Source organism: Anaerophilus nitritigenes (genome assembly GCF_004138215.1).
Lineage (GTDB): Bacteria > Bacillota > Clostridia > Peptostreptococcales > Thermotaleaceae > Anaerophilus > Anaerophilus nitritogenes.
This window is the reverse complement of the sequence record NZ_RYYS01000028.1, coordinates 1-24,859: the sequence shown is the minus strand read 5'-3', so window position 1 is coordinate 24,859 and position 24,859 is coordinate 1. Positions and strand designations below refer to the sequence as shown.

Below are 24,859 nucleotides of genomic sequence, written 5' to 3'. Positions count from 1 at the left end.
TGCAGCCTATTTATTATAATTGCTCATCTCCTGGATTCCAATCAAGAGGGCAAAGTCCTCCAGATTGTAAACCTTGTAGAACTCTTAAGGTTTCATCTACACTTCTTCCTACATTTAAATCATGAATGACAGAATATTTTAAAATACCATTTGGATCAATAATAAATAATCCTCTTAAAGCAATACCGTCTTCTTCTATAAGTATACCATAATCTTTGGCTACTTGTTGTGTCCGATCAGAGGCTAATGGAAATTCAAGTTTTCCAAGTCCACCATTTTCTTGAGAAGTATGAATCCATGCTTTGTGAGAATGTTCACTATCTGTACTTACTCCTAAAATTTCAGCACCTAGTTTTTTAAAATCGTTTATTCTTCTGTTAAAGCCAGTAATTTCTGTTGGGCATACAAAAGTAAAGTCTAGTGGGTAAAAAAACATTACAAGCCATTTTCCTTTGTAATCATCTAATGAAACTTTTCCAAAATTTTCTCCTGCTCCATCTACTATGTTCATTTCAAAATGAGGAGCAGCTTTTCCAATCATTCTTTGTGGCATATGTAATCCTCCTTATTCATTATAAATATATTTGATTTTTGAATCACTGTGAACCTATTTTAGATATTCCCCAAAAAAAACTTTTTAAACATATTAATGATAATTATTATCGTTAATATGAATTGTTTCATAAAACTTCTATAGATGATTTATTCATATACTATAATCATTATTAATAAATATTTATAGGAGGTGTGAAAATGAAAAATAAAAAAAGTCAAGGAATGAGCTTTTTTTTGTGTTTTTTGATATGTGCTTTTTTAATTTTTAGTCCTTTTTATTTTCTACAGTACAAATTAAAAAGCAAATCTATTCAAAAGGAAGAAAATTTCAAAGGAGTCATTGAATTTTGGGATTATCCTCATTTAGATTGTGAAAGTGGAACAAAATTTGGGTGGATTTTAGAAAAAATAAGAGTTTTTGAAAAACAAAACCCAGGTGTTTATATTCATTTTAAACCCTTAGATCCAGAAAGTGGTCCGATTGAAATAGAAACGAGTATAAAAACAAATACCTCTCCAGACATTGCTCCTATTGGTGCAGATCAAAGTGTAATAAGAAAAAAAGTATTAGAGCCGTTAGATGGATATTTATCTCATGCACAGTGGAATGAGTATCAAGAAGAGGTATTAAATGCTGTGACAGATAAAGGGAAAAAATGGGGAATTCCTTGGATGATAGATATATATAAGATGTATATCAATGTAAATTTATTTCAGGAAAGAAATGTAGAAGTTCCTAAAAATGGAGAATGGACATACAAACAATTTGTAGATAGTTTGAAAAAGCTTACTTATGATCAAGATGGAGATGAAAAAATAGATACATATGGTTTTTATTCTTTTATAGGACAAAATCATCCTTTGTGGGGAATTTTATTAAGTGATGGTGCAAATATTTTTGAAAAAGAAAGTTATAGCTTTGACGATGAAAAAGCCATAAGTGGATTAAAAAAATTAGTAGATTTAAAATATATTTACAAAGTAACACCAGATGATTTTGGACAAAATTTAGAAAAAGCTTCATGGGAGCTATTTTATAAAGGAAATGTAGCTGTATATCCTGCACAAACCTCAAAGACTGCATATCTTAAAAAATTTAAAAATGAAGGGGGATTTGAATTTGAAATGATAAATTTTCCTATAGGAGAAGAGAAAGAGTCGTTGTCTATTTGTGCTTCTATAGATGCATATGGTATTTTTAAACAAGAGGATCGTAAAAAAATAGAAATGTGTGTAAAATTTTTAAAATTTATTACGAAGGATGAATATCAAAGACAATTGCATCGATTAGGAGTTTTTCCAGCAAAAAAATCTATTGGAGACATCTATAAAAAAGATCCTTATTTGTCAACAATAGAAAAAGAGCTAGAAAATATAAAAATCATACATACTCATCCAAGATGGAGAAGCATTGAAGAGATATTACAAAGTCAGATTCGACAAGCATTAATAGATAAAAAGTCTTGTGAAGAGGCTATAAAAGATTCAAAGGAAAAAATAAAGGATTATATGGAAAGTGTAAGAAAAATCAATGACTAATGCCTTGTATTTCAAATGAGGAATAGGTATACTGAAAAAGAATCTATGAAGGATACATAAAGGAGTGGAGAAGTTGAATAAAGAAAATATTTATCATACATTATTAGAAAAAATAAATTCCGAATATATTTTAAAAGATGAACCTATGAGTAGACATACTTCTTTTAAAATAGGAGGACCAGTAGATGTAATGGTATTACCTAAAACCATAGAAGATATAAAAGAAACTATTGAAATTTGTAAAAATAATAATATAGATTATTATATAGTAGGAAATGGGAGCAATCTTTTAGTTTTAGATAAAGGAATTAGAGGGGTTATAATTAAGATTGGAGATAACTTTAGTGGGGTAGATATAAAAGAGAATAAAATAAAAGCAAAAGCAGGAATACTTTTATCATCTTTAGCCAATATGGTCATAAAACGTGGTTTAGAGGGCTTTGAATTTGCAAGTGGAATTCCTGGAACTTTAGGTGGAGCGATTTCTATGAATGCAGGTGCCTATGGGGGAGAAATGAAGGATGTAGTAAAAGGTGCTTTTGTTATGGACGAAAAAGGAGATCTTATACATTTAAACAAAGAAGAATTAGAGCTAGACTATAGACAAAGCATTATTTCTAAGAAAAAATATATTGTATTAGAAGTAGAAATAGAGCTTAAAAATGGAGACAAAGAAGAAATTAAAGCAAAAGTTAAAGAATTTACTCAAAAAAGAGTGACAAAACAACCTGTACAATTTCCTAGTGCAGGAAGTACTTTTAAAAGACCTAAAGATCATTTTGCAGGTAAATTAATAGAAGATGCAGGACTAAAAGGAGTAAGAATAGGAGGAGCACAAATATCTCCTCTTCATGCAGGTTTTGTTGTAAATGTAGATCGTGCTTGTGCAGAAGATGTAATTAATATTATACGTCTTGTGAAAAAAACAGTATATGATAAATTCTCCATACTATTAGAACCAGAAATAAAAATAATAGGAGAAGAATAAAAGAAATGGAAGTGAAAACAAATGAAAATATTTGCAGATTATCATACTCATACTATTTATAGTCATGGAAAGGGAACCATTCAGGATAATGTGGATGCAGCCATTGAAAAAGGTTTAAAGGAAATTGGTATTTCAGATCATGGATTTAGACACCTTTTATATGGAGTCAAAAGAAAAAATCTTTCTAAAATGAGAGAAGAAATTGATGCCATTAATGCATCTACAGATAAAATAAAGGTAAAGCTTGGAATGGAACTTAATATTATGGGATTAGATGGAAGACTTGATATAGATGATGAAAACTTAAAAAAATTAGATATTGTTTTGGCAGGATATCATTTTGGAGCATTGCCTTATAAGGTTTCAGATTGTTTTAAAATTCATGGAAATAATTTTTTAGCAAGATATTTTCCAACTGTAGATAGAAAGGTGCGAGTAATTAATACAGATGCAGTAGTAGCTGCTATATATAATAATAATATTGATATTCTTACACATCCAGGAGCAAAAGCAAATATAGATACAAAAGAGGTAGCAAAAGCTGCAAAAGAAAGAGGAACAGCTCTTGAAATCAATAGTAGTCATGGCTATCTAACAGTAGAATATATAAAAGTTGCTATGAAAGAAGGCGTGAAATTTGTTATAAGTAGTGATGCCCATAGACCTGAGGATGTAGCAAATGTGCAAAAAGGAATCCAAAGAGCAATGAAAGCAGATTTAAGTGTAGAACAAATTATAAATGCTAAGTAGGAGGGGGAGTCGCTATGAAATTTGTAATCATTACAGGTTTATCCGGAGCAGGAAAAAGTCAAGCTATGAAAAGCATGGAGGATATGGGGTTTTATTGTGTAGACAATCTTCCCCCTGCTTTAATTCCTAAATTTACAGAGCTTTGTTTTCATGCTCAAGGAGAAATTGAAAAAATTGCATTAGTAATTGATATTAGAGGAGGAAAGTTTTTCAATGACCTCTTTGAAAGTTTAGATATTATTAAAAAACAAGGCTACAATTATGAAATATTGTTTTTAGAAGCATCAGATCAAGTAATTATCAAAAGATTTAAAGAGACAAAAAGGGTACATCCCCTAAGTCCACAAGGAAGAATTATAGATGGAATTAGTGCAGAAAGAGAGAGGCTTGCAAAGCTAAAGGAGAAGGCAAAATATATTGTAGATACATCTAATCTTACTTCTTATCAACTTAAATATGAAATCAAAAAAATGTATATGGAAGGGGTAAAGACGGACAACCTTACTATATTTATTCAGTCCTTTGGATTTAAAAAGGGAATTTTGATAGATGCAGATTTAGTGTTTGATGTAAGGTTTTTACCAAATCCTCATTATATAGAAAATTTAAGGGATTTTACAGGAAATGATCAGTCAGTAAGAGAGTATGTAATGAAATGGCCAGAAAGTATTGCTTTTGTAGAAAAATTAAATGATATGATAGACTTTTTAATACCTCTTTATATAAAAGAAGGAAAATCTCAATTGGTGATCGGGATTGGCTGCACAGGTGGAAAGCATAGATCTGTGACGATTGCAAATATATTATATGAAACTTTAAAGGAAAAAGGGCATAGAGTAATTATTAACCACAGAGATTCAATACATTGTTAAGGGAGTAGAGGGGGATGAATTTATTTGACTGGCTAAGACCAGGTCTTAAAATCAAAAGGTGGATTTTTATAGGGATTATAGGCATTATGTTTATGATGATTGGGACTTTTCCTCTTCTACACCTTTTTTTAATAGAGAGAGGAATACTAGATTATTTTTTCTTTTTTATTGTAGGTGGAGGCATTTTATTGATTCTTGCTGTAAAAAGAGGATTTTTATCTATATTAAAAATACTTGATTTTCCAAGTTTATCCAAACGACAAAAAATTGATCAAAAATTGTATGAAAAAAGAATTTTAAATAAAGGACCTAAAGTTGTAGTCATAGGTGGTGGAACAGGACTTTCAGTACTCTTAAGAGGGCTTAAAAAATATACTGCTAATATAACTGCAATTGTTACTGTAGCAGATGATGGAGGAGGATCAGGAGTTTTAAGAGAAGATCTGGGGATGCTTCCTCCAGGAGATATTAGAAACTGCATTTTAGCTTTGGCCAATACTGAGCCTATTATGGAAAAGCTTTTACAATATCGTTTTTTAGAAGGACAACTAAAGGGGCAAAGTTTTGGGAATCTTTTAATTGCAGCTATGAATGGTATATCAGACGGTTTTGAAGAAGCTATAAAAAAAATAAATGATGTATTGGCCGTTACAGGAAAGGTTTTGCCTGTTACTACGGAGAATATTACTTTATATGCAAAACTTAAAAATGGAAAAGTCATCAAGGGAGAATCCCAAATTCCATTAAAGGCCAAAGAATTTGAAAGCCCTATTGAGAAAGTTTTTATCAAACCTTCTAATGTAGCAGCGCTACAGGATGCAGTGGATGAAATTTTTTATGCAGATGTGATTATTTTAGGACCAGGAAGCTTATATACAAGTATTATTCCAAATTTATTAGTGGAAGATATTAAAAAAGCAATTAAGGAATCTTTAGCTACGAAAGTTTATATTAGTAATGTAATGACTCAACCAGGAGAGACAGATGGATACAGTGTAACAAAGCATATAGAGTCTATTTTGGATTATCTGAAATTAGATAAAATTGATTATATATTTGCTAATAACAAAGAAATACCTAAAGAGACTTTGGAAAAATATATTTTAGATGGAGCCATTCCTATTAAACCTTCTAAAGAAGATTATGAGTATCTTAAAAAAAATAATATACAAATGATAGAAGGATCTTTTGTAGATATTAAAAAAAACTATATTAGACATGATGCAGATAAAATTTCTAAAAAAATTATTGAGTTGGTTTTAAAAGAAAAATATACAATAGATAAAAAAAGAATCGTAGATTATTATTTATTAAAGGAAGACATAAAGAAAAAGTAAATGTTATAATAGTGCTTTTGTGGTATAATAATAAAAATACCAGCAATGACATCCTAAAAATATTTATTAAGAACAAAAACAAGAAGTTCTTTCATGTAGTTAGGGGTGGAAGTCATGAAGAGAGAGACGAGCTCTGGTGGTGTAGTTGTTTTTGGTAATGCTATTTTGCTGTTGCGTAAATATAATGGGGATTGGGTGCTTCCTAAAGGAAAAGTAAAAGAGGATGAAAACATTGATAGAGCAGCCATTCGAGAAGTGTATGAAGAGACTCATGTAAAAGCTGAAATAATACAATATATTGATAAAATAAATTATTCTTTTAAAAATGGTTGGAATACAAATGAGAAGGTTTATAAAACTGTTCATTGGTATTTGATGAAAACAAGAAGTATGGAGGCATCCCCTTTAAAAGAAGAGGGATTTATTGATGCTAGATTTGTTCATATGAATAGAGCCATAGAGATTGCAAAGTATGATGATGAAAGGCAGATCATTCAAAAGGCTATAAAAGAAATTCAAAAAGACCTTCAATCATAAAGAGGTCTTTTCTTTTTTGGAAATTTAATAAATTTTTCATAAATCTATGTTATAATATAGAAATATGGTATGATTTTAAAATGAGGTGAAATGTACCTAAATGCGTTTGTTCTTAGAGGTAGGTGATAAATATGTCATTTTCTATGCAAGCAAAAAATGAATTAGCAAGAGTTATTCCAGAGGATCGTTGTTGTCAAATTGCAGAACTTTCTGCTTTAATTCGCATGAGTGGAACGATTCAGCTTGTGGGATTTCAAAAGATGAATATCAAGATTGTTACTGAAAATGCGGCTGTTGCAAGAAAAATTTTTACTCTTTTAAAAAAATGTTTTGGTGTGCATACAGAATTAAGAGTAAGAAAAAATAAACTTTTAAAAAAGAATAATCATTATATGATGATGATCAGTAGTGATTTGGGGGCAAACGATATCCTTAAAGAAACAAAAATCCTAAAAACAAACAAAAACAAACTTTATATAGATTATAATGTACCACAGATGCTTATAAAAAGCAAATGTTGTAAAAGAGCTTATTTAAGAGGAGCTTTTTTAGGAGCAGGATCTGTAAGTGATCCAGAAAAAACCTATCATTTAGAATTTGTAACAAGTAGTCAGGAGCATAGTCAAGGATTAAAAGACCTTATTAATGACTTTGAGTTAGGAGCTAAAATTGTCCAGCGTAAAAATAGTTATGTGATTTATTTAAAAGAAGGAGATTGTATCGTAGATCTTTTAAATATTATGGGGGCTCATTCTGCTTTATTAAATTTAGAAAACATAAGAGTAGTCAAACAAGTTAGAAACAATGTAAATAGAATTGTAAATTGTGAAACAGCGAATTTGAGTAAAATTGTAAATGCGTCTGTTAGACAGATTGAAAATATAGAGTATATTCAAAAAAATGCAGGTTTTAAAATTCTTCCGGAAGGACTTCAGGATATTGCACAGTTAAGGCTTGAATATAAAGAAGCAAGCCTTAAAGAATTAGGAGAGATGCTAAACCCTCCAGTTGGGAAATCAGGTGTGAATCATAGATTGAGGAAAATTGAGACAATTGCAGAAAATTTAAAAGAAAGTAAGGGGGAGATAAGATGATTAAAAAAGAAATATCTATCATGCACGAACAAGGATTAAGAGCTAGACCAGCAGCTATGTTTGTGCAATTAACGAATAAATTTATGTCTGATATTTTTGTAGAACAACAATATAAAAAAGTAAATGCAAAAAGTATTATGTGTATCATGGCATTAGGCTTATTAAAAGGAGAAAGTGTTACAGTAAGTGTGGATGGGCCTGATGAAGAAGAGGCTATAAAATTTATTGAGGAATTTTTTGAAAAGGCAAAAGAGACTCTGTAAAAACTATTCCAATTAGGAATAGTTTTTTTGATGAATTCATAAAAACTTCTGATGGTTAAACGAAATGTAAAAAAATGTAAAAAAAAATGTAAAAACATGCAATATTTATATGATTATAGTAATGAATTAAAGGAGTTTGTATCATTTTGGCGAATAAAGTAATTAGTAGAATTTGATATATTTCACATTTGGAGGAATTTATGTTTAAAGTGAATATTGAATTTATAAAGCCAGGAATGATTTTAGCAAAAACTCTTCAAAATATAGATGGACAAATTTTATTAAGTGCAGGTGTAAAATTTAAAGACAATTATATACAAAAGCTGAAAGAATTAGGTATTACCCATGTATATATAGATACAAAAGAAACTTCTGATATTGTAATTGAAGATGTGATTTGTGATCAAAATAGATTTGAGGCAAAAAAAGCAATTAAAGATGTTATGGAAGATCTTTATATGGGAAGACGCATTCAGCTAGAACAAGTTTCATATACAATAAGTAATATATTAGATGATCTTTTAGGAAATAGAGATATTTTATTAAATCTTTCTGATATAAAAGCAGCAGATGAATATACTTTTGCTCATTCTGTAAATGTGTGTGTATTATCTTTGATTACAGGAATAGCTATGGGATATAACAGAGAGAGATTAGAAAAACTAGGAGTTGGAGCAATTTTACATGACATAGGAAAAATATGGATTCCAAAAGAAATACTCAATAAGCCAGGTAAATTGACAGATGATGAATATAAAAAGGTTAAAAGGCATCCTAAAGTAGGATATGATATGATCAAAAGGTATGATCATATTAGTAGTTTGAGTGCTGTAGTGGTTTTAACTCATCATGAAAGATATGATGGAAGGGGCTATCCTTTGGGAAAAAAAGGGGAAGAAATTCATGAGTTTGCTAGAATTGTAGCTATAGCAGATGTATATGATGCTCTTACTTCTGATAGAGTATATAAAAGTAAGATGTTTCCTCATGAAGCTGTAGAATATTTAATTTCTATGGGAGGACATCAATTTGATTATGAAATTGTAAAAAAATTTATTGTACATGTGGCAGCTTATCCGCTAGGTACTATGGTTGTTTTAAATACAGGAGAAAAAGGAGTAGTTGTAAAATTAGATCAAGCATATCCAAACCGTCCGACTATAAGATGTATGTATGGAGTAGATGGAGAAAGATATGATGGGTTTAAAGAGTTAAATTTAATAGATTATCCATCTATTACGATTATAGAGGTGTTAGAGAAATTAGAATAGTTTTGGTATAATAAAGTATGAATGATGAGTTCGTACTTTTTTTAATAAGTAGCGAGTTTCATAGAGGTAGGTGATGCATATGACGAAAAACGAACAGATTATTGATTATATAAAAAAACTTCCTATAGGAAGTAAAATTTCAGTAAGACAAATTGCACAAGATTTAGATGTAAGTGAAGGAACAGCATACAAAGCGATTAAAGATGCAGAAAGAGATGAATTAGTAAGTACCATTCCTAGAGTAGGAACTATAAGAGTAGAAAAAGTGGAAAAAAAGAGTATCGACAAGGTTACTTTTGCAGAAGTTTTGAATATCGTAGAAGGACAAGTACTAGGAGGATATGAAGGAATTTATAAAATTGTTAATAAATTTGTTATAGGGGCTATGGATGTAGGAGATATGGAAAAATATATTTCAAAGGGAGATCTTTTGATTGTAGGAAATAGAGAGGATGCCCATAAACTTGCACTAGATAAAGGCTGTGCTATTTTAATTACAGGAGGATTTTTTTGTAAAGAAGAAATAAAAAAAATAGCGAATGAAAAAAAACTTCCAGTTATTTTAACAAGTTATGATACTTTTACAATTACAACTATGATTGATCGAGCTTTACATGAGAGGCTTATAAAAAAAGAAATTCTTTTAACAGAAGATATTATGCCAAGCACTTTATATTATCTAGAAGAAGAATATACAATTTGTGATATGAAAAAGATGATGAAAAAAACTGGACATAGTAGGTTTCCAGTTGTAGATCAAAATTTATATGTTGTAGGGATGGTATCTCCAAGAGATATTGAGGGAGTAAATTTAGAAAAGTCTATCAGAGACGTTATGACACCAAATCCTATTGTAGTAGCACCTAATACTTCCGTAGCATATATTTCTCATATTATGATCTGGGAAGGACTTAAGCTTATTCCTGTAGTTAAAAATAAAAAGCTTGTAGGAGTCATCACTCGTCAAGATGTGATTAGAGGGCTTAAAAACATGAAAAATCAGCCTCATATGGCAGAACCCTTTGAAGATATGCTCATCAATCAATCAAAGATTGAGGAAACTCCTACTGGAATTTTATTAACAGGAGAAATTACTCCTATGATGCTTAATGAAAGAGGGATTGCTAGTGCAGGAGTTTTGGTCATGCTTATGTCTACAGCAGGTTCTATGGCTATAAGAAAGCAAAAAAGCTTAGATAGTATTATTGATAGTTTTATGATTTATTTCATTAAGCCATTGCAAATTGAAAGTAAAGTAGAAATTTATGCAGATATTATAAATATCAGTAGAAAGTTTTATAAAGTTGAGGTAACAGCTTATCATAATGAAGAAATTGTTTCAAAGGCTATGATGTCTGCAAAATTATTAAGAAGATAGAGAGGAGGAAATTATGAGGGATTTTGTTCATTTACATGTCCATACAGAATATAGCTTATTAGATGGTGCTACTCGTATCAAAGATATGATTAAAACGGTAAAAGAATTAGGCATGAGGTCTATTGCAATAACAGATCATGGATCTATGTTTGGAGTTATTGATTTTTATAAAGAGTGTAAAAAGCATGGAATAAAACCTATTATAGGATGTGAAGTATATACAGCTAGTAGAACCATGAAAGATAAAGATCCAATAAAGGACAAAAGAATGGGGCATTTGGTTTTACTTGCTAAAAATCAAGTAGGCTATCAAAATTTGATAAAAGTTGTATCATTAGGCTATGTAGAAGGGTTTTACTACAAACCTCGTATAGATCTATCTGTACTTCAAAAATATAGTGAAGGAGTCATTGCTCTTAGTGCTTGTCTTGCAGGAGAGGTGCAGCAATATCTTTTACAAAATAATTATGAAGAAGCAAAAAAACAAGCAAAAAGATTACAAGAGATATTTGGAGAAGATAATTTTTATTTAGAGCTTCAAGATCATGGTATAAAAGAACAAAAAATAGTTAATGAGCAGCTTATATTACTTAGCAATGAAACCAGTATTCCACTGGTTGCTACTAATGATGTTCATTATCTAAAAAAAGAAGATGCACCTATTCATGATGTTTTATTATGTATTCAAACAGCAAAGACTATAGATGATGAAGATCGAATGAAGTTTCCTACTCATGAATTTTATCTAAAGTCTCCACAGGAGATGGAGGAGTTGTTTCCTTATGCAAAAGAAGCCCTAGATCATACAGTCAAGATTGCAGATTTATGTAATGTAGAATTTGATTTTAATCAGATGCATCTTCCTAATTACGAAGTTCCTCAACAATATACGGCTAAGGAGTATTTGAGAAGGCTTTGTGAAGAAGGTTTAAAAAGAAGATATAAAGATATTACAAAGGATTTAGAAGAAAGATTAGAATATGAATTAAAAACTATAGAAACTATGGGATATGTGGAGTATTTTTTGATTGTATGGGATTTTATAAGGTATGCAAAAGAAAACAATATTATGGTAGGCCCAGGTAGAGGATCAGCAGCAGGCAGTATTGTATCTTATACTTTAGAGATTACAGATATAGATCCTATAAAATACAATCTAATCTTTGAAAGGTTTTTAAATCCTGAGCGTATCAGTATGCCAGATATTGATATTGACTTTTGCATTGAAAGAAGACAAGAGGTTATAGACTATGTAGTAAGAAAATATGGCAAAGAAAAGGTAGCTCAAATTATTACTTTTGGAACAATGGCAGCAAGAGCTGCAATAAGAGATGTGGGACGAGCTATGAATATTTCTTATGGGGAAGTAGATGCTATTGCAAAACAAATTCCTATGCAGCTTGGGATTACTATAGATAAAGCTCTTGAAATAAATCCATCCTTAAAAGATATTTATAGCAAAGATGAAAAAGCAAAACGATTGATAGATGTAGCAAGGGCAGTAGAGGGAATGCCAAGACATGCATCTACTCATGCAGCAGGAGTCGTAATATCTAAAAAAGCTATTGATGAGTATGTTCCTTTATATGTTCATAATGAAGGGGTTACTACTCAGTTTACAATGGGTACATTAGAAGAACTAGGATTACTAAAAATGGATTTTTTAGGTCTTAGAAATCTCACAGTCATTCGAGATGCATTAGAAAGCATAAAAAGGAATTATGGAGTAGAGATAGATTTTTCAACTATGCCTTATACTGATTCAAAGGTATATAACCTTATTACTAAAGGAGATACTTTAGGAGTATTTCAGCTTGAAAGTGCTGGTATGAGACAATTTATGAAGGAATTAAAGCCTGATTGCTTTGAGGATATTGTAGCGGGTATATCTCTTTATAGACCAGGACCTATGGATTCTATTCCTAAATATATAGAATACAAAAACAATCCTCAAAAAATACAGTATCTTCATCCGAAGCTTGAGCCTATTTTAAATGTAACCTATGGATGTTTGATTTATCAAGAACAGGTTATGCAAATCGTAAGAGAATTAGGTGGATACTCCTATGGACGAAGTGATTTGGTACGTCGTGCCATGGGTAAAAAGAAAATGGAAGTGATGGAAGAGGAAAGAAAGTATTTTATTTATGGAAAAGAAGATGAAAATGGAAATATAGAAATTGCAGGATGCATAAGAAACGGTGTAGATGAAAAAATAGCAAATCAAATTTATGATGATATGATTGACTTTGCTAAGTATGCGTTAATTTTTATTCATACCATTTATAAAACGATAGATATAAAAATAGCTTAGTATAATGTACTGTAGATGGAAAAACTAATCTATGAAGGAGTGCATTATATGAAGAATTATAATCAACTTACTGAGATAGATAAGCAAGAAATTATTAATTTGTTTTATGAGGGATTAGAATTTACATCTATTAAAGATAAATTAGAAATATCCAACTGGAAAGTCAACAACGTTAAAAGAAATGCCCTCTATACAAAAAAATCTTATAAGACATTTTATTAGAGGATATTTTGATGGAGATGGAACTATTGCATTAGGAGTTTCTACATCTTATTACAAAACAAAAGATGAAAGAATAAAAGTATATAAATATGCTTCACCTCATTTTTCTTTAATAGGTACAAAATCTTTTTTAAAACACATTGAAAATTATGTTCCAGGGAATTATTCATATAGGGATTCTAAATCAGAAGATATGAAATATATGGTGTGTAGTGCAAGAAAAGATATGTTTCATATATTTGAATATTTGTATGGTAATGCTACGATCTATCTGAAACGAAAGTTTTGTAAATGGAATGAAGTAATAAGCGCCATTAGTAAGTAATTGCTAATGAAAACTGGGTGAATTCAGAAGAAGCCTGAGATGGTAATCCTGAGCCAAGCCTACTGAAGGACATAAAAGTAAGTAGGAAGGTGCAACGACTAACGGTTGAGAAGTCCATTCAATAATACCGACACGAGCGCCCGGCACCCATGAAAATTGGGTGATGATATAGTCTGAACTATAAGAAAGAAAACTTATAGAAGATAAGATAAAAAGCTTATCGATAACAAATTGTTAACAAATCTCACGCCGCAGCTTATGCAGTATTAGGCTATGAAACAGCTTATTTAAAATATTATTATCCTGTAGAGTTTATGGCAGCTTTGCTTACTAGTGTTATGGGAGATAGTACTAAAATTGCACAATATATAGAGGATTGTAAAAAAAGAAATATAGAAATTCTACCACCTAGTGCAAATGATAGTAGGGAAAATTTCACAGTAGAAGATGGAAAAATTAGATTTGGTCTTTTAGCAGTAAAAAATGTAGGGTTAGGGGTGATAGATTCTATTGTAAAAGAAAGAGAAGAAAAAGGAAAGTATTTGAGTTTTACTGATTTTTGTGAAAAGATAGATATGAAAGAAATCAATAAAAGAGCAGTAGATAGTCTTATAAGAGCGGGAGCCTTTGATGGTATGGGAGCCAATAGAGCACAGCTTTTGGCAATTTATGAAAAGGTCATGGATGGAATTAGCCAAGATCGAAAAAGAAATATAGCAGGACAAGTATCTTTGTTTCAAGTTTTTGACACATCTATTACTCAAGGAGTAAAAAAAGATGAACTTCCAGATGTAGCTGAATTTCCACAAAAAAATCTTTTAATCATGGAAAAAGAAGTGTTAGGTCTTTATATTAGTGGACATCCTTTATCTGAATATGAAGAAGAAGTCAAAAAAATTTCAACACTGCATACAATAGATCTTTTAGAAATAGATGAAAACCAAAGTCAAAAAATAAAAGATGGAGGATTTATAAGAATTGCAGGACTCATTATTCATAGAAAAAATAAAATTACAAAGAATAATAATATGATGTCATTTATTACATTAGAAGATTTATTTGGATCTATAGAAATTCTTGTTTTCCCCAAAATATTTGATCAATATATGAATTTTTTACAAGAAGATCAAATGGTAATAATAGAGGGAAAAATTACTTTAAAGGAAGATGAAGAACCTAAAATTATTGCAAATAAAATTCTTCCTTTAACGAAGAATGCATATACAAATGATATGAAATTATATTTGAAAATTAGTAAAGAAAAAGATGAAAAAGAAGTTTTTCAAAAAATTAAAAAAATCCTTGGCAGATGGAGAGGTATGGTACCTGTTTACATTTATATAGAAAAAGAAAATAAAAAATTAAAAGCAGATACATCTTTGTGGATTCATATACAAGATGAGCTTATTGAAGAGTTAAAGAAAATTTTAGGAGAAGAATGTGTAAAAACAACATAATAAAAATTCTTGATTATACCATGCATATACGTATAAATAATATGAACTTTATTTAATTGATATTGTAAGCAGATGTAAAACGTAATTTCTATGTATTGAAATTTACTCGAAATTAGAATAAAATAGTAACAAAATCAATATACTCCAAAGGGAGGTCCAACAAATGTGGACAGTAGTATACATGGCACATAATAAAGAAGATGTACAAAAAATAAAAAAAATTTTGGATGCAGAAGGATTTTTAGTAAAAATTAAACAAATAGGAAAAGAGGATAAAGTATATGAAGTGCTTGTTCCTAGTGGAGAAGTGGAAGAAGCTCATGAAGTATTGATAAATATTTAAGGTTAAAATCATAAGGGAAAGTACCTAGTAGAGGAACTTTCCCTTCTCAAATAGATAAAAAATATTCGAAGAATAGAAAAAGAGGAGGGAAAAAATGAAAAAAATAGGAGTGCTTACAAGTGGAGGAGATTCACCAGGTATGAATGCTGCTATTCGAGCTGTAGTACGTTCTGGAATTTATCATGGATTAAAAGTAGTAGGAATTAAAAGAGGATATGAAGGATTAATTCATGGAGATATAGAAGATATGAAGATATCTTCAGTAGCAGATATTATTCATCGTGGGGGAACTATGCTTAGAACTGCAAGAAGTGAAGATTTTAAAACAGAGGAAGGTTTTAAAAAAGCAATCAATGTCATTAATGTTTTTGGAATAGATGGAATTATAGTGATTGGTGGAGATGGATCTTTTAGAGGAGCACAAAGTTTAAGCCAAGCTGGAATCCCTACTATTGGAATTCCAGGAACCATTGATAATGACTTGGCTTATACAGACTATACAATAGGATTTGATACAGCAATTAATACAGTACTGCATGCAATTAGCAATATAAGAGATACATCTACTTCTCATGAAAGAGCAAATATTATAGAAGTTATGGGAAGACATTGTGGAGATATTGCACTTTTTTCAGGATTAGCAGGAGGTGCAGAGAGTATTATGATTCCAGAGGATTTGGTTTCAGTTGATGAAGTATGTAAAAAACTAATCCAAGGAAAAAATAGAGGGAAATTACATAGTATCATTCTTCTGGCAGAGGGAGCAGCAGAGAATTCCTATGATATTAAAAAAGAGATTGAAGAAAAGGCAGGAATAGAAGTAAGGCTTACTATACTTGGACATATTCAAAGAGGTGGAAGTCCAACTGCTTTTGATAGAATTCTTGCAAGTAGAATGGGAGGATATGCAGTAGATATTTTATTACAAGGAAAAGGGAGTAGAGTAGTAGGAATGAAGGCCAATGAAATTTGTGATATGGATATATCAGAGGCTCTTTCCATGAAAAAAGAAATTCATAAAGGAATGTATGAGTTAGCTCAAATATTATCTAGATAATTGGAGGGGAATATGTATGAGAAAAACAAAGATTGTTTGTACCATAGGTCCTGCGAGTGAGAAAAAAGAAGTATTAAAACAAATTATAAAAAAGGGCATGAATGTAGCAAGACTTAATTTTTCGCATGGAACTCATGAAGAACATCAGGTAAGAATTGATACGATCAAAGAAGTTAGAGAAGAATTAGGATTACCTATCGCACTTTTACTAGATACAAAAGGCCCAGAAATCAGAACAGGAAACTTTAAAGATGGAGAAGTTTATTTAAGGGAAGAAAATTATTTTACATTAACAACAAGAGAGATCCTTGGAGATGAGACTATAGGAAGCATTACCTATCAAGGACTTCCACAAGATGTAAAAAAAGGAGATACTATTTTAATTGATGATGGATTGATAGGTCTTGAAGTAGTAGAAATCATAGATGAAACAGACATAAAATGTATGATTAAAAATTCAGGAACTGTTAAAAATCATAAAGGAATTAATGTTCCAGGAGTAAAAATTAAACTACCTGCTATTACACAAAAGGATATAGATGATATTTTATTTGGTATTAAAAATGGAATTGATATGATTGCCGCTTCCTTTGTAAGAAAGGCTCAAGATGTATTAGAAATTAGAAAAATATTAGAAGAAAATCAAGCAGATGATATTTTAATTATTTCTAAAATTGAAAATCAAGAAGGGGTAGAAAATATTCATCAAATCATAGAAGTTTCTGATGGAATTATGGTGGCAAGAGGAGATATGGGAGTTGAAATTCCTACAGAAAGAGTGCCAATTGTACAAAAGATGATCATTAAGGAATGTAATAGTGTGGGAAAACCAGTTATTACTGCTACTCAAATGCTTGATTCTATGATGAGAAATCCAAGGCCTACAAGAGCAGAAGTTACAGATGTTGCAAATGCTATTTTTGATGGAACAGATGCCATTATGTTATCAGGCGAGACTGCTGCTGGAAAATATCCAGTAGAAGCAGTAACAACTATGGCAAATATAGCAGAAACAGCAGAAGAATCTATTGATTATCATGCTATACTCAGAGAAAAATCAGTAGGAAAAGAAAGAAGTATTACAGATGCAATAAGTCATGCAACTTGTAGTAGTGCTTGGGATTTAGGGGCTACTGCTATTATTACAGCTACAGCTTCAGGATATACGGCAAGAATGGTATCTAAATTTAGACCAAAAGCACCTATTATTGTGGCTACAACGAATGAAAAAGTTATGAGAAAAATGGCTTTAACTTGGGGAACTTATCCTGTAAAAACGCAAGATGGACATTCAACAGATGAGGTGTTTGACATTTCTATTGAAAAAACATTAGAAGCAGGATACATAAAGCCTGGAGATCTAGTTGTGATTACAGCAGGAGTACCAGTAGGTGTAGCAGGAACTACCAATACTATAAAGGTACATATTGCAGGAGAAATTCTTGCACAAGGTATGGGAATAGGAAATCAATCAGCAATAGGAAATATTTGTATAGCTTGTAATGCAAAAGAAGCACAAAAGAAATTTAAAGAAGGAGATGTTTTAGTAACTATTTCTACAGATAAGGATATGATTCCATATATGGAAAAATGCTGTGCAGTCATTACAGAAGAAGGAGGACTTACTTCTCATGCTGCTATTGTAGGACTTCATTTACATAAACCGGTTATTGTAGGGGTAGAAAATGCTACAACAGTATTAAAAGACAGTATGCTCGTAACAGTAGATACAATTAGAGGACTTGTATATAGTGGAAGAGCTAATGTATTATAAAAAACAAAGATTAGCCAAGCTTAGCTTGGATGCTTTTATGAAAGGATGATTCTGTGTATATCAATGATGCATTTGTTCAAGTAAGATATCAAGAAACCGATCAAATGGGTGTTGCCTATCATGGAAATTATTATACTTGGTTTGAAGTAGGAAGATCTTCTTTTTTTCGTTCTTTAGGGTATACTTATGCAAAGCTTGAACAAGAAGGGGTTATCCTACCTGTTATAGAAAGTCGATGCATTTACAAATCATCTGCTAAGTATGATGATGAACTTTATATAAGAACTCATATAGAAAAACTAAAAGGTGTAAGAATTGAATTTAATTATGAAGTGATTCGAAAAACAGACAATGAAGTATTAGCACAAGGAACAACTATTCATGCATTTGTAGATAAAAATTTAAAACCTATGAATTTTAAAAAAGTCCATCCAGAAGTTTGGGAGATGCTTTGTGCTTGTTTAGAATAGGAATTTTTAAGATATATTAAATATTTTATCCAATATAGTAAAATTTATAGTATAATATTTTAAAATATGTATTATAATCTATAATGAGACTTTAGTATTATAGGCTAACTGATTCTATTATTATCTTGAAGGCACCAAATTGGTGTCTATTTTTTTTGAAAAGAGAGAAGATCTATATTTTCACAAATTCTCAATAATTGTTCCTAATTTTTATGACTTTTCTAAAATATACTTTGATTTTAAGAAAATAGGATTTACTCTATGGCTTGAAAAAACATAAAGATACTTTATAATATTTGATAAAGAAGAATATAAGGAGTTTTGAATATGGAAAATACAGTGAAAAAAGGTCAGGTTTATGATGTATTGATACATGATATAGGAGAAAATGGAGAAGGAATAGGAAGAGTAGATGGATTTACTGTTTTTGTAGATGGAGCAGTTGTAGAGGATGAAGTAAAGGTTAAAATTGAAGTAGTCAAAAAAAATTATGCTATAGGGAAAATTATAAAATTAGTAAAGCCATCCCCTTATCGAATCGATACTATTTGTGAATTTACTAGAAAATGTGGAGGATGTCAAATTCAAAATATTGATTATTCTATGCAGCTACAATTAAAAACAAATAAAGTAAAAGCAAATATTGAAAGGATAGGGAAAATTAAAGATGCAATCATTCATGATACCATTGGAATGAATCATCCTTATGCTTATCGAAACAAAGCACAATTTCCAGTGGGTATGAAAGATGGACAAGTCCAAATAGGATTTTATCAAAAGAAGAGTCATAATATTATAGATATACATAATTGCTGTATACAAGATGAGATCAATGAAAAAATTATAAAAGTCATAAGAGACTATATTGATAATTATAAAGTAGCTACCTATGATGAAAAAAGTGGAAAAGGAATTATAAGACATATTGTAACGAAGGTTGCTTTTTCTACAAAAGATATAATGGTAGTCATTGTGACTAATGGTAGAGAGCTTCCTAAGAAAGATATATTGATTGAAACTCTTTTAAAAGAAGTTCCTAATATTAAAAGTATTGTACAAAATATTAATCAGAAAAAGGGAAATGTAGTATTAGGAAGAGAATATATCACATTATATGGAGAAGATAAAATCATAGATACAATCGGAACATTAAAATTTAATATATCACCTCTGTCATTCTTTCAAGTAAATCCTATTCAAACAAAGGTATTGTATGAAAAGGCATTAGAGTATGCATCTCTATCGGGAGAAGAGGTAGTTTATGATATTTATTGTGGAATTGGAACGATTTCATTATTTTTAGCACAAAGGGCAAAAAAGGTATATGGAATAGAAATTGTACCAGAGGCTATCGAGGATGCAAAGGAGAATGCAAGTTTAAATGGTATAGAGAATGTAGAGTTCTTTGCAGGAGCAGCAGAAGAGGTAGTTCCTAAGCTTTATAAAGAAGGCTTTTTAGCTGATGTGGTAGTAGTAGATCCACCAAGAAAGGGCTGCGATGAAAAGGTATTAGATACTATTGTAAAGATGAATCCACAAAAGATAGTGTATGTATCTTGTAATCCTTCAACTCTAGCAAGAGATTTAAAATATTTAGATGAGAATGGATATAAGACTATAGAGGTACAACCAGTAGACATGTTCCCTCATACGGGGCATGTTGAGTGTGTTGTTAGATTATCGTTGAAATAACTTAATTTTGAACGTCTTATTAATGTGAAATCTTATGTTTTCCACCGTAGTTCCACCTAAAAATTTACTCGGTGGAAAGAATACTTTCGAATATATTGACACTATCCTTTTTCATTTTGCTAGTTACGTGTGAATATGTGTCCATGGTTGTTGATAATTGAGAGTGTCCAAGTCGCTCTTGAATATCTTTTATATTTGCTCCTGCTTCCAAAAGCATAGTAGCATGAGTATGCCTAAGGGAATGGAAATTAAATCTTATGCCTAGTTCATAATTGACTATGCGACTTAAATATTTTAAACTATCGGTAGTAACTAGATTACCATTTTCTTTAGTACATACAAAATTATTATTAGTATAGTGTTTACCATATTTTAATTTATTTTCTATTTGTAACTTTCTATGTTTTTTTAGTATATTGATTAATGTATTACCAATCATTATTTTTCTATTTGAGGATGAGGTTTTTGGAGTACCAAAGACCCATTCTCTTTCTTTTTTTATTATAATTTTTTCTACAGTAATAATATTATTTTCTAAGTCTACACAATCCCAAGTTAAACCGCACACCTCGGCAGCTCTCATGCCAGTGTTAAAAGCGATTTGTAAGGGTACATAAAACGTACTTCCAAAATTAAACCTATCCGTAATTCTTTTAAATTCTTCTATGGTTATTATTTTAAGATCGTCTTTATCTTTTTTATTCTCTTGTAACTTAGGCATTTTTACATATTGCATAGGATTTTCTTTTATTAGCTGATAAGGATAAACAGCCATCTTTAAAGAACCAGATAACACTCCAAAGAATCCAGAGATAGTATTCTTTGTAAATCCATTTCTATACTTTTTATTAATAAATTCTTGTAATATTGCAGGAGATAATGATTTAAGTTTGTATACTCCTAAAGATGGTTTTATATGATTTTCTATTATTGTTTTGTATCCCTGCTGAGTATTGTATTTACAATTAATCATTACATATTCTTTATGCCAATAATCCATATAATCAGCTACAGATGTATTACTTTCATCTATAACAGAACCACAATTCTCAAATTCATTCAAAGCCTTTCTAAGTGATTCCAAGGCTTCTTTTTTTGTATCGCCACCTACACGTTCTATTTTCTTTCTTTTTCCATCTACAACTCCGATATCAAAGTAATAATACCACCGTTTACCTTTCTTTCTTACTCCACCTTTCATAAAATCACCCCCAAGTTTTCAATAAATAAACATATTTTACAGTCAGATCTATGGGATATGTTTTTTTTCTTGGAACTTTTCAAAAACTCCAAACGGTTCAAAGTAAATAGTATAATTGTAAATTCGATAGAACAATCCATATTTTTCCTTGAAATATTCAATAGCTTCATCGAGAAATTCTTCAGTTATTGTTAAGTATTCAGCAAGTTCAAACTTATTAGAACAGCCATACTTATATGCACTAATGAAATCTTTCATTTGTATAAGGCGTTCGTATGCCCAATTTCTTGCACGTTTTTCTTGTTTAATATTTGAAACTTTAGTTTGATCAAGTATATTCCCAAAACTTGTATGGTGATGACCTAATTCTTCAGCCAATATACAAGTTCTTTCAACTGTTGTTTGTAGCTTATTGCTAATTGCAATTATCCCATCTGAATATAAACCATGATTTATTAAATCCATCTCATATACATCAACATTACATTTATAACATTCATCTAATAGCTGATTGTACACCATATAATCCCCCTCTTTTTACTTTTGTTTACGTTTCATTCTTACAAATTCTTTAAATTTTTCAATCTCTTCAAGTTCTTCATTGCTCCAATCTTCGCCTTTATGATGTGCAGCGATTGTATAAATATTATCATTTGAGAAAGTTTTTGGATTTTCATTTTTTGAATTACTCAAAAAGGACAGGTATTTAATAAAATTTGTATCATGTGATTTTTTATAGTTGGTTAAAAAACTGTTACTTAAATTTAGGGTTATCTTATTTATACCTTCAAAATCAATTGTTATTGAGAAAGTATCATTGCAGAAATCTACAAAGTATATTCTTCCATCTAAATCAGGAGACCACTTTATTTCGGCGAATAGAATATTAGCGAGTTCAAATAACTCTAAATCAGTTAAATATAAATTCTTGTTAAATTTCAAAATAAGATTTTCGCAGTAAGCAATTAATTCTTGATCAGTATTATCTAAATACATGCGTTCTAAACTAGCCTCTGCCTCATAAAAGTCAGGGATTTCATTAGGGTGTATTTGTAAATATCTAATAGAAGCAACACTGATAGAATGGTAAGCCTCTGTTTCATTTTTGAAAGGAGTCTGATTTAATAACCAGTCTGTAGATACATTAAAATAATCTGCAACTATTTTAATTTTATCAATTGATGGTGAACTATTATTCCATTTAAAAATACTTCCTCTACTAAAACCCAATTCACGTTCTAAACCTACTAATGAAATTTCTTTTTCTTCACACAAAGATTTGATTTTTTCTACTAAATTCATAATTAATCATTCCTTTATTATTATATTTAGATATAGTATTAACAAGCGAGTTGAAAAAAATACGAAAAACATTATTGACAAGTTGAAAAAAATACGTTAATATTAAATCAAGAAGTTGAAAATAATACGTTGATATAGTTTGATAGTTGAAGGATACAAAAGTTATAAATCACTCATTGAGAGAGTTAATTTTAATTACTTTGAGATACTCAACTTACAACTTAGAAAAGACGAAAAATAGTATTTTAAATATGTCAGAGATTTAATTAACACAATAGATTGAGTGATAAAGATAATTTTATTAAACATCGTTCCCCAACGCATGTCTATTTGTTGTGTTCTTCTGTATATATAGTAGAATATTTTCAACTATTTGTCAAGCTATTTATTGAATTTTTTCATGAAAGGAGATGAGAATTTGATAGTAGAGAGCATAAAAAAACTATGTAATAGACAAGGTATAACTTTAACTCATTTAGAAAAAAAACTTGGTTTTGGTAGAGGATCAATAAGCAAATGGGATAAAAATACTCCATCTATTAACAGAGTTAAAAAGGTAGCAGAGTATTTCAATGTTAGTTTAGATTATTTGCTAAGCATGGAAGATTATTCACAATTTGAAAAAGCACTAGATAAGATTCAAGAATTACAATCTAAGATAGAATACCTTAAAAAAATTATATAAAAACCAAAGGAGGACAAAAGATGAATAATTTACAAATTGTAGACCAAAGAAATTTATTAGGAAAAGATTTCAAAATGTATGGTGATTTTCAAAATCCATTATTTTTAGGTTTAGATGTAGCTGCATGGATTGAGTATGCAAAAACAGGTAAGGGTTCTTATGATGTTTCCAAAATGTTAAATACAGTAGATGAAGATGAAAAAGTACTACGAAGAATTTTCGTATCAGGTCAAATGAGAGAAATGTGGTTTCTAACAGAAGATGGACTTTACGAGGTATTAATGCAAAGTAGAAAACCTATAGCAAAGAAATTTAAGAAAGAAGTCAAAAAGATACTTAAAAGCATTAGAACAAATGGAATGTATATAGCACAAACAAAGATACAAGAGAAAATGTTCAACACTATGAAAGTAGAAATGACAGGCTTAGTAGATGAAATAGTATCAAATAAAATCAATCAGATAGAAGAAAAATGTTCTCAGTATTTTAGACCAGTAAGTAAAGAAAAATACAATATATCACAGTATATCAAGAAAAGACTTGGAATAGAGAAAGCAGATGAAGAATACGAACTAGTAAAACAAAGAGTGTTGATTAAACTTGGTGGTGAGAAGTGGGAGGATATACCAGTAGAAACATTAGTAAATTCTTTAAATGTGATTGATGAATCTATCAAAATTATAAAAGCTGATAGAAAAGTAAATCAGTTATCAATATTTGAGAAAGAGGTGATTTAATGCAAGATTATCTCTATACAGTAGAAGAAGTAGCAACGATTCTAAAGGTGGGTAAGAATACAGTTTATGATTTGATTAGAAAAAAGATTTTGACGGGATTAAAACTAGGAAGAATCAAAGTTACGAGAGCAGAAGTTTTAAGATTCTTAAAAGAGAATAATGGTAAAGATTTATCAGATTTAGAAAATATTAAACTATTAGAATTTTAAAGGAGGACAAAAGATGAATAATTTAATTGCAAAAGAGAAAATAGTTACTTTGGATAGTAGAGAGGTAGCTGAAATGGTAGGAAAGCAACACAAGGAGTTACTTAGGGATATTAGAAATTATATTTCATATCTTGACGAGAGCAAAATTGCGCTGGTTGATTTCTTTGTAGAAAGTACATATCAAGATGCAAAAGGGGAAATAAGACCTTGTTATGATATCACTAAAAAAGGTTGTGAATTTATAGCACACAAACTTACAGGGCAAAAAGGAGCAATATTTACAGCGAGATACATAAATAAATTTCATGAAATGGAACAAAGGTTATCAACACCTTTTCCACAGTTTAGTAAAGAATTACAGGCTATATTTGTAATAGATCAACGTACTACTGAAATTGACAATAGAATTACAGATTTAGAAAATAATATGCCACTTTTCAATATTGAATGTAAAGAGTTACAAGCAATAGTAAGAAAAAAAGGTGTA

The 24,859-nt window shown here is 30.1% G+C and carries 27 protein-coding genes; 23 read left to right on the top strand and 4 right to left on the bottom strand.

Annotated elements, in window-relative coordinates; genetic code table 11:
* Positions 1-13: 13 nt before the first annotated feature.
* A complete protein-coding gene (locus EK368_RS03860) occupies positions 14-553 on the bottom strand; it encodes a peroxiredoxin (RefSeq protein ID WP_129596605.1) in 540 nt (179 codons plus the stop codon).
* Positions 554-753: 200 nt separating this feature from the next.
* Here EK368_RS03860 and EK368_RS03855 point away from each other — a divergent pair, with 200 nt between their 5' ends.
* The 19 genes from EK368_RS03855 to rlmD all read left to right on the top strand — a co-directional run bounded on the left by EK368_RS03855 (position 754) and on the right by rlmD (position 20,238).
* Positions 754-2,094 carry an ABC transporter substrate-binding protein gene (locus tag EK368_RS03855; protein WP_129596603.1) on the top strand — a complete coding sequence of 447 codons (1,341 nt, stop codon included), beginning with the start codon at positions 754-756 and terminating at the stop codon, positions 2,092-2,094.
* A gap of 73 nt (positions 2,095-2,167) precedes the next feature.
* Positions 2,168-3,082, top strand: a complete 915-nt coding sequence (gene murB / locus EK368_RS03850) for a UDP-N-acetylmuramate dehydrogenase (RefSeq protein WP_129596601.1) — start codon at positions 2,168-2,170, stop codon at positions 3,080-3,082.
* 21 nt (positions 3,083-3,103) lie between these two features.
* A complete protein-coding gene (locus EK368_RS03845) occupies positions 3,104-3,832 on the top strand; it encodes a PHP domain-containing protein (RefSeq protein ID WP_129596599.1) in 729 nt (242 codons plus the stop codon).
* Positions 3,833-3,846: 14 nt separating this feature from the next.
* Positions 3,847-4,704 (top strand): RNase adapter RapZ, encoded by an 858-nt coding sequence (gene rapZ, locus EK368_RS03840; protein WP_129596597.1) that lies wholly within the window; start codon positions 3,847-3,849, stop codon positions 4,702-4,704.
* Between the two features lie 14 nt (positions 4,705-4,718).
* Positions 4,719-6,041, top strand: a complete 1,323-nt coding sequence (locus EK368_RS03835; RefSeq protein WP_129596595.1) for a gluconeogenesis factor YvcK family protein — start codon at positions 4,719-4,721, stop codon at positions 6,039-6,041.
* 114 nt (positions 6,042-6,155) lie between these two features.
* Positions 6,156-6,578 (top strand): NUDIX hydrolase, encoded by a 423-nt coding sequence (locus tag EK368_RS03830; RefSeq protein WP_129596593.1) that lies wholly within the window; start codon positions 6,156-6,158, stop codon positions 6,576-6,578.
* Positions 6,579-6,709: 131 nt separating this feature from the next.
* Positions 6,710-7,672 (top strand): DNA-binding protein WhiA, encoded by a 963-nt coding sequence (whiA, locus tag EK368_RS03825; protein ID WP_129596591.1) that lies wholly within the window; start codon positions 6,710-6,712, stop codon positions 7,670-7,672.
* Positions 7,669-7,935, top strand: coding sequence for an HPr family phosphocarrier protein (locus EK368_RS03820; RefSeq protein ID WP_129596589.1), 267 nt, complete (start codon positions 7,669-7,671; stop codon positions 7,933-7,935). Before whiA ends, EK368_RS03820 begins: the two co-directional genes overlap by 4 nt.
* Positions 7,936-8,135: 200 nt before the next feature.
* Positions 8,136-9,206 carry an HD-GYP domain-containing protein gene (locus EK368_RS03815; RefSeq protein ID WP_129596587.1) on the top strand — a complete coding sequence of 357 codons (1,071 nt, stop codon included), beginning with the start codon at positions 8,136-8,138 and terminating at the stop codon, positions 9,204-9,206.
* A 79-nt stretch (positions 9,207-9,285) separates the two neighbouring features.
* Positions 9,286-10,584: a DRTGG domain-containing protein gene (locus tag EK368_RS03810; protein WP_129596585.1), complete on the top strand. Its 1,299-nt coding sequence runs from the start codon at positions 9,286-9,288 to the stop codon at positions 10,582-10,584.
* A 13-nt stretch (positions 10,585-10,597) separates the two neighbouring features.
* Complete coding sequence (locus tag EK368_RS03805; protein ID WP_129596583.1) at positions 10,598-12,898, top strand: DNA polymerase III subunit alpha; 2,301 nt, start codon at positions 10,598-10,600, stop codon at positions 12,896-12,898.
* A 48-nt stretch (positions 12,899-12,946) separates the two neighbouring features.
* Entirely contained in the window at positions 12,947-13,120 is a 174-nt protein-coding gene (locus EK368_RS14790) for a hypothetical protein (protein ID WP_165000314.1), read from the top strand.
* The gene (locus EK368_RS03800; RefSeq protein ID WP_129596581.1) at positions 13,080-13,445 is read left to right on the top strand and encodes an LAGLIDADG family homing endonuclease; all 366 of its coding nucleotides are present in this window, start codon (positions 13,080-13,082) and stop codon (positions 13,443-13,445) included. The genes EK368_RS14790 and EK368_RS03800 overlap by 41 nt, the downstream gene beginning before the upstream one ends.
* 314 nt (positions 13,446-13,759) lie before the next feature.
* Positions 13,760-14,902 carry a helix-hairpin-helix domain-containing protein gene (locus tag EK368_RS03795; protein WP_129596579.1) on the top strand — a complete coding sequence of 381 codons (1,143 nt, stop codon included), beginning with the start codon at positions 13,760-13,762 and terminating at the stop codon, positions 14,900-14,902.
* A 163-nt stretch (positions 14,903-15,065) separates the two neighbouring features.
* The gene (locus tag EK368_RS03790) at positions 15,066-15,245 is read left to right on the top strand and encodes a hypothetical protein (protein WP_129596578.1); all 180 of its coding nucleotides are present in this window, start codon (positions 15,066-15,068) and stop codon (positions 15,243-15,245) included.
* Between the two features lie 94 nt (positions 15,246-15,339).
* Complete coding sequence (pfkA, locus tag EK368_RS03785) at positions 15,340-16,302, top strand: 6-phosphofructokinase (protein WP_129596576.1); 963 nt, start codon at positions 15,340-15,342, stop codon at positions 16,300-16,302.
* A 16-nt stretch (positions 16,303-16,318) separates the two neighbouring features.
* A complete protein-coding gene (pyk, locus tag EK368_RS03780) occupies positions 16,319-18,076 on the top strand; it encodes a pyruvate kinase (RefSeq protein WP_129596574.1) in 1,758 nt (585 codons plus the stop codon).
* Positions 18,077-18,129: 53 nt separating this feature from the next.
* Entirely contained in the window at positions 18,130-18,546 is a 417-nt protein-coding gene (locus tag EK368_RS03775) for an acyl-CoA thioesterase (protein WP_129596570.1), read from the top strand.
* Positions 18,547-18,873: 327 nt separating this feature from the next.
* Entirely contained in the window at positions 18,874-20,238 is a 1,365-nt protein-coding gene (gene rlmD, locus EK368_RS03770; protein WP_129596568.1) for a 23S rRNA (uracil(1939)-C(5))-methyltransferase RlmD, read from the top strand.
* A gap of 64 nt (positions 20,239-20,302) precedes the next feature.
* Here the strand turns inward: rlmD and EK368_RS03765 are convergent, their stop codons facing one another.
* The 3 genes from EK368_RS03765 to EK368_RS15045 are packed head-to-tail and all read right to left on the bottom strand — an operon-like array spanning position 20,303 to position 22,741.
* Complete coding sequence (locus EK368_RS03765; protein ID WP_129596566.1) at positions 20,303-21,439, bottom strand: tyrosine-type recombinase/integrase; 1,137 nt, start codon at positions 21,437-21,439, stop codon at positions 20,303-20,305.
* A 48-nt stretch (positions 21,440-21,487) separates the two neighbouring features.
* The gene (locus EK368_RS03760) at positions 21,488-21,961 is read right to left on the bottom strand and encodes an ImmA/IrrE family metallo-endopeptidase (protein WP_129596564.1); all 474 of its coding nucleotides are present in this window, start codon (positions 21,959-21,961) and stop codon (positions 21,488-21,490) included.
* 15 nt (positions 21,962-21,976) lie between these two features.
* On the bottom strand, positions 21,977-22,741 hold the full coding sequence (locus EK368_RS15045) for a helix-turn-helix domain-containing protein (protein ID WP_202976419.1): 765 nt from the start codon (positions 22,739-22,741) through the stop codon (positions 21,977-21,979).
* 418 nt (positions 22,742-23,159) lie between these two features.
* Here EK368_RS15045 and EK368_RS03750 point away from each other — a divergent pair, with 418 nt between their 5' ends.
* The 4 genes from EK368_RS03750 to EK368_RS03735 all read left to right on the top strand — a co-directional run.
* On the top strand, positions 23,160-23,426 hold the full coding sequence (locus EK368_RS03750) for a helix-turn-helix domain-containing protein (protein ID WP_165000313.1): 267 nt from the start codon (positions 23,160-23,162) through the stop codon (positions 23,424-23,426).
* 20 nt (positions 23,427-23,446) lie between these two features.
* The gene (locus EK368_RS15155; protein ID WP_243109354.1) at positions 23,447-24,163 is read left to right on the top strand and encodes a BRO-N domain-containing protein; all 717 of its coding nucleotides are present in this window, start codon (positions 23,447-23,449) and stop codon (positions 24,161-24,163) included.
* A complete protein-coding gene (locus tag EK368_RS03740) occupies positions 24,163-24,372 on the top strand; it encodes a helix-turn-helix domain-containing protein (RefSeq protein WP_129596560.1) in 210 nt (69 codons plus the stop codon). Before EK368_RS15155 ends, EK368_RS03740 begins: the two co-directional genes overlap by 1 nt.
* A 13-nt stretch (positions 24,373-24,385) precedes the next feature.
* Positions 24,386-24,859: Rha family transcriptional regulator (locus EK368_RS03735; RefSeq protein ID WP_129596559.1), on the top strand; the 474-nt coding region annotated here is incomplete at its 3' end.

Coding starts and splice junctions, on each gene's coding strand:
- EK368_RS03860 (WP_129596605.1), bottom strand. CDS start 553: ATGCCACAAAGAATGATTGGAAAAGCTGCTCCTCATTTTGAAATGAAC.
- EK368_RS03855 (WP_129596603.1), top strand. CDS start 754: ATGAAAAATAAAAAAAGTCAAGGAATGAGCTTTTTTTTGTGTTTTTTG.
- EK368_RS03845 (WP_129596599.1), top strand. CDS start 3,104: ATGAAAATATTTGCAGATTATCATACTCATACTATTTATAGTCATGGA.
- rapZ (WP_129596597.1), top strand. CDS start 3,847: ATGAAATTTGTAATCATTACAGGTTTATCCGGAGCAGGAAAAAGTCAA.
- EK368_RS03835 (WP_129596595.1), top strand. CDS start 4,719: ATGAATTTATTTGACTGGCTAAGACCAGGTCTTAAAATCAAAAGGTGG.
- EK368_RS03830 (WP_129596593.1), top strand. CDS start 6,156: ATGAAGAGAGAGACGAGCTCTGGTGGTGTAGTTGTTTTTGGTAATGCT.
- whiA (WP_129596591.1), top strand. CDS start 6,710: ATGTCATTTTCTATGCAAGCAAAAAATGAATTAGCAAGAGTTATTCCA.
- EK368_RS03820 (WP_129596589.1), top strand. CDS start 7,669: ATGATTAAAAAAGAAATATCTATCATGCACGAACAAGGATTAAGAGCT.
- EK368_RS03815 (WP_129596587.1), top strand. CDS start 8,136: ATGTTTAAAGTGAATATTGAATTTATAAAGCCAGGAATGATTTTAGCA.
- EK368_RS03810 (WP_129596585.1), top strand. CDS start 9,286: ATGACGAAAAACGAACAGATTATTGATTATATAAAAAAACTTCCTATA.
- EK368_RS03805 (WP_129596583.1), top strand. CDS start 10,598: ATGAGGGATTTTGTTCATTTACATGTCCATACAGAATATAGCTTATTA.
- EK368_RS14790 (WP_165000314.1), top strand. CDS start 12,947: ATGAAGAATTATAATCAACTTACTGAGATAGATAAGCAAGAAATTATT.
- EK368_RS03800 (WP_129596581.1), top strand. CDS start 13,080: ATGCCCTCTATACAAAAAAATCTTATAAGACATTTTATTAGAGGATAT.
- EK368_RS03795 (WP_129596579.1), top strand. CDS start 13,760: ATGGCAGCTTTGCTTACTAGTGTTATGGGAGATAGTACTAAAATTGCA.
- EK368_RS03790 (WP_129596578.1), top strand. CDS start 15,066: ATGTGGACAGTAGTATACATGGCACATAATAAAGAAGATGTACAAAAA.
- pfkA (WP_129596576.1), top strand. CDS start 15,340: ATGAAAAAAATAGGAGTGCTTACAAGTGGAGGAGATTCACCAGGTATG.
- pyk (WP_129596574.1), top strand. CDS start 16,319: ATGAGAAAAACAAAGATTGTTTGTACCATAGGTCCTGCGAGTGAGAAA.
- rlmD (WP_129596568.1), top strand. CDS start 18,874: ATGGAAAATACAGTGAAAAAAGGTCAGGTTTATGATGTATTGATACAT.
- EK368_RS03765 (WP_129596566.1), bottom strand. CDS start 21,439: ATGAAAGGTGGAGTAAGAAAGAAAGGTAAACGGTGGTATTATTACTTT.
- EK368_RS03760 (WP_129596564.1), bottom strand. CDS start 21,961: ATGGTGTACAATCAGCTATTAGATGAATGTTATAAATGTAATGTTGAT.
- EK368_RS15045 (WP_202976419.1), bottom strand. CDS start 22,741: ATGAATTTAGTAGAAAAAATCAAATCTTTGTGTGAAGAAAAAGAAATT.
- EK368_RS15155 (WP_243109354.1), top strand. CDS start 23,447: ATGAATAATTTACAAATTGTAGACCAAAGAAATTTATTAGGAAAAGAT.
- EK368_RS03740 (WP_129596560.1), top strand. CDS start 24,163: ATGCAAGATTATCTCTATACAGTAGAAGAAGTAGCAACGATTCTAAAG.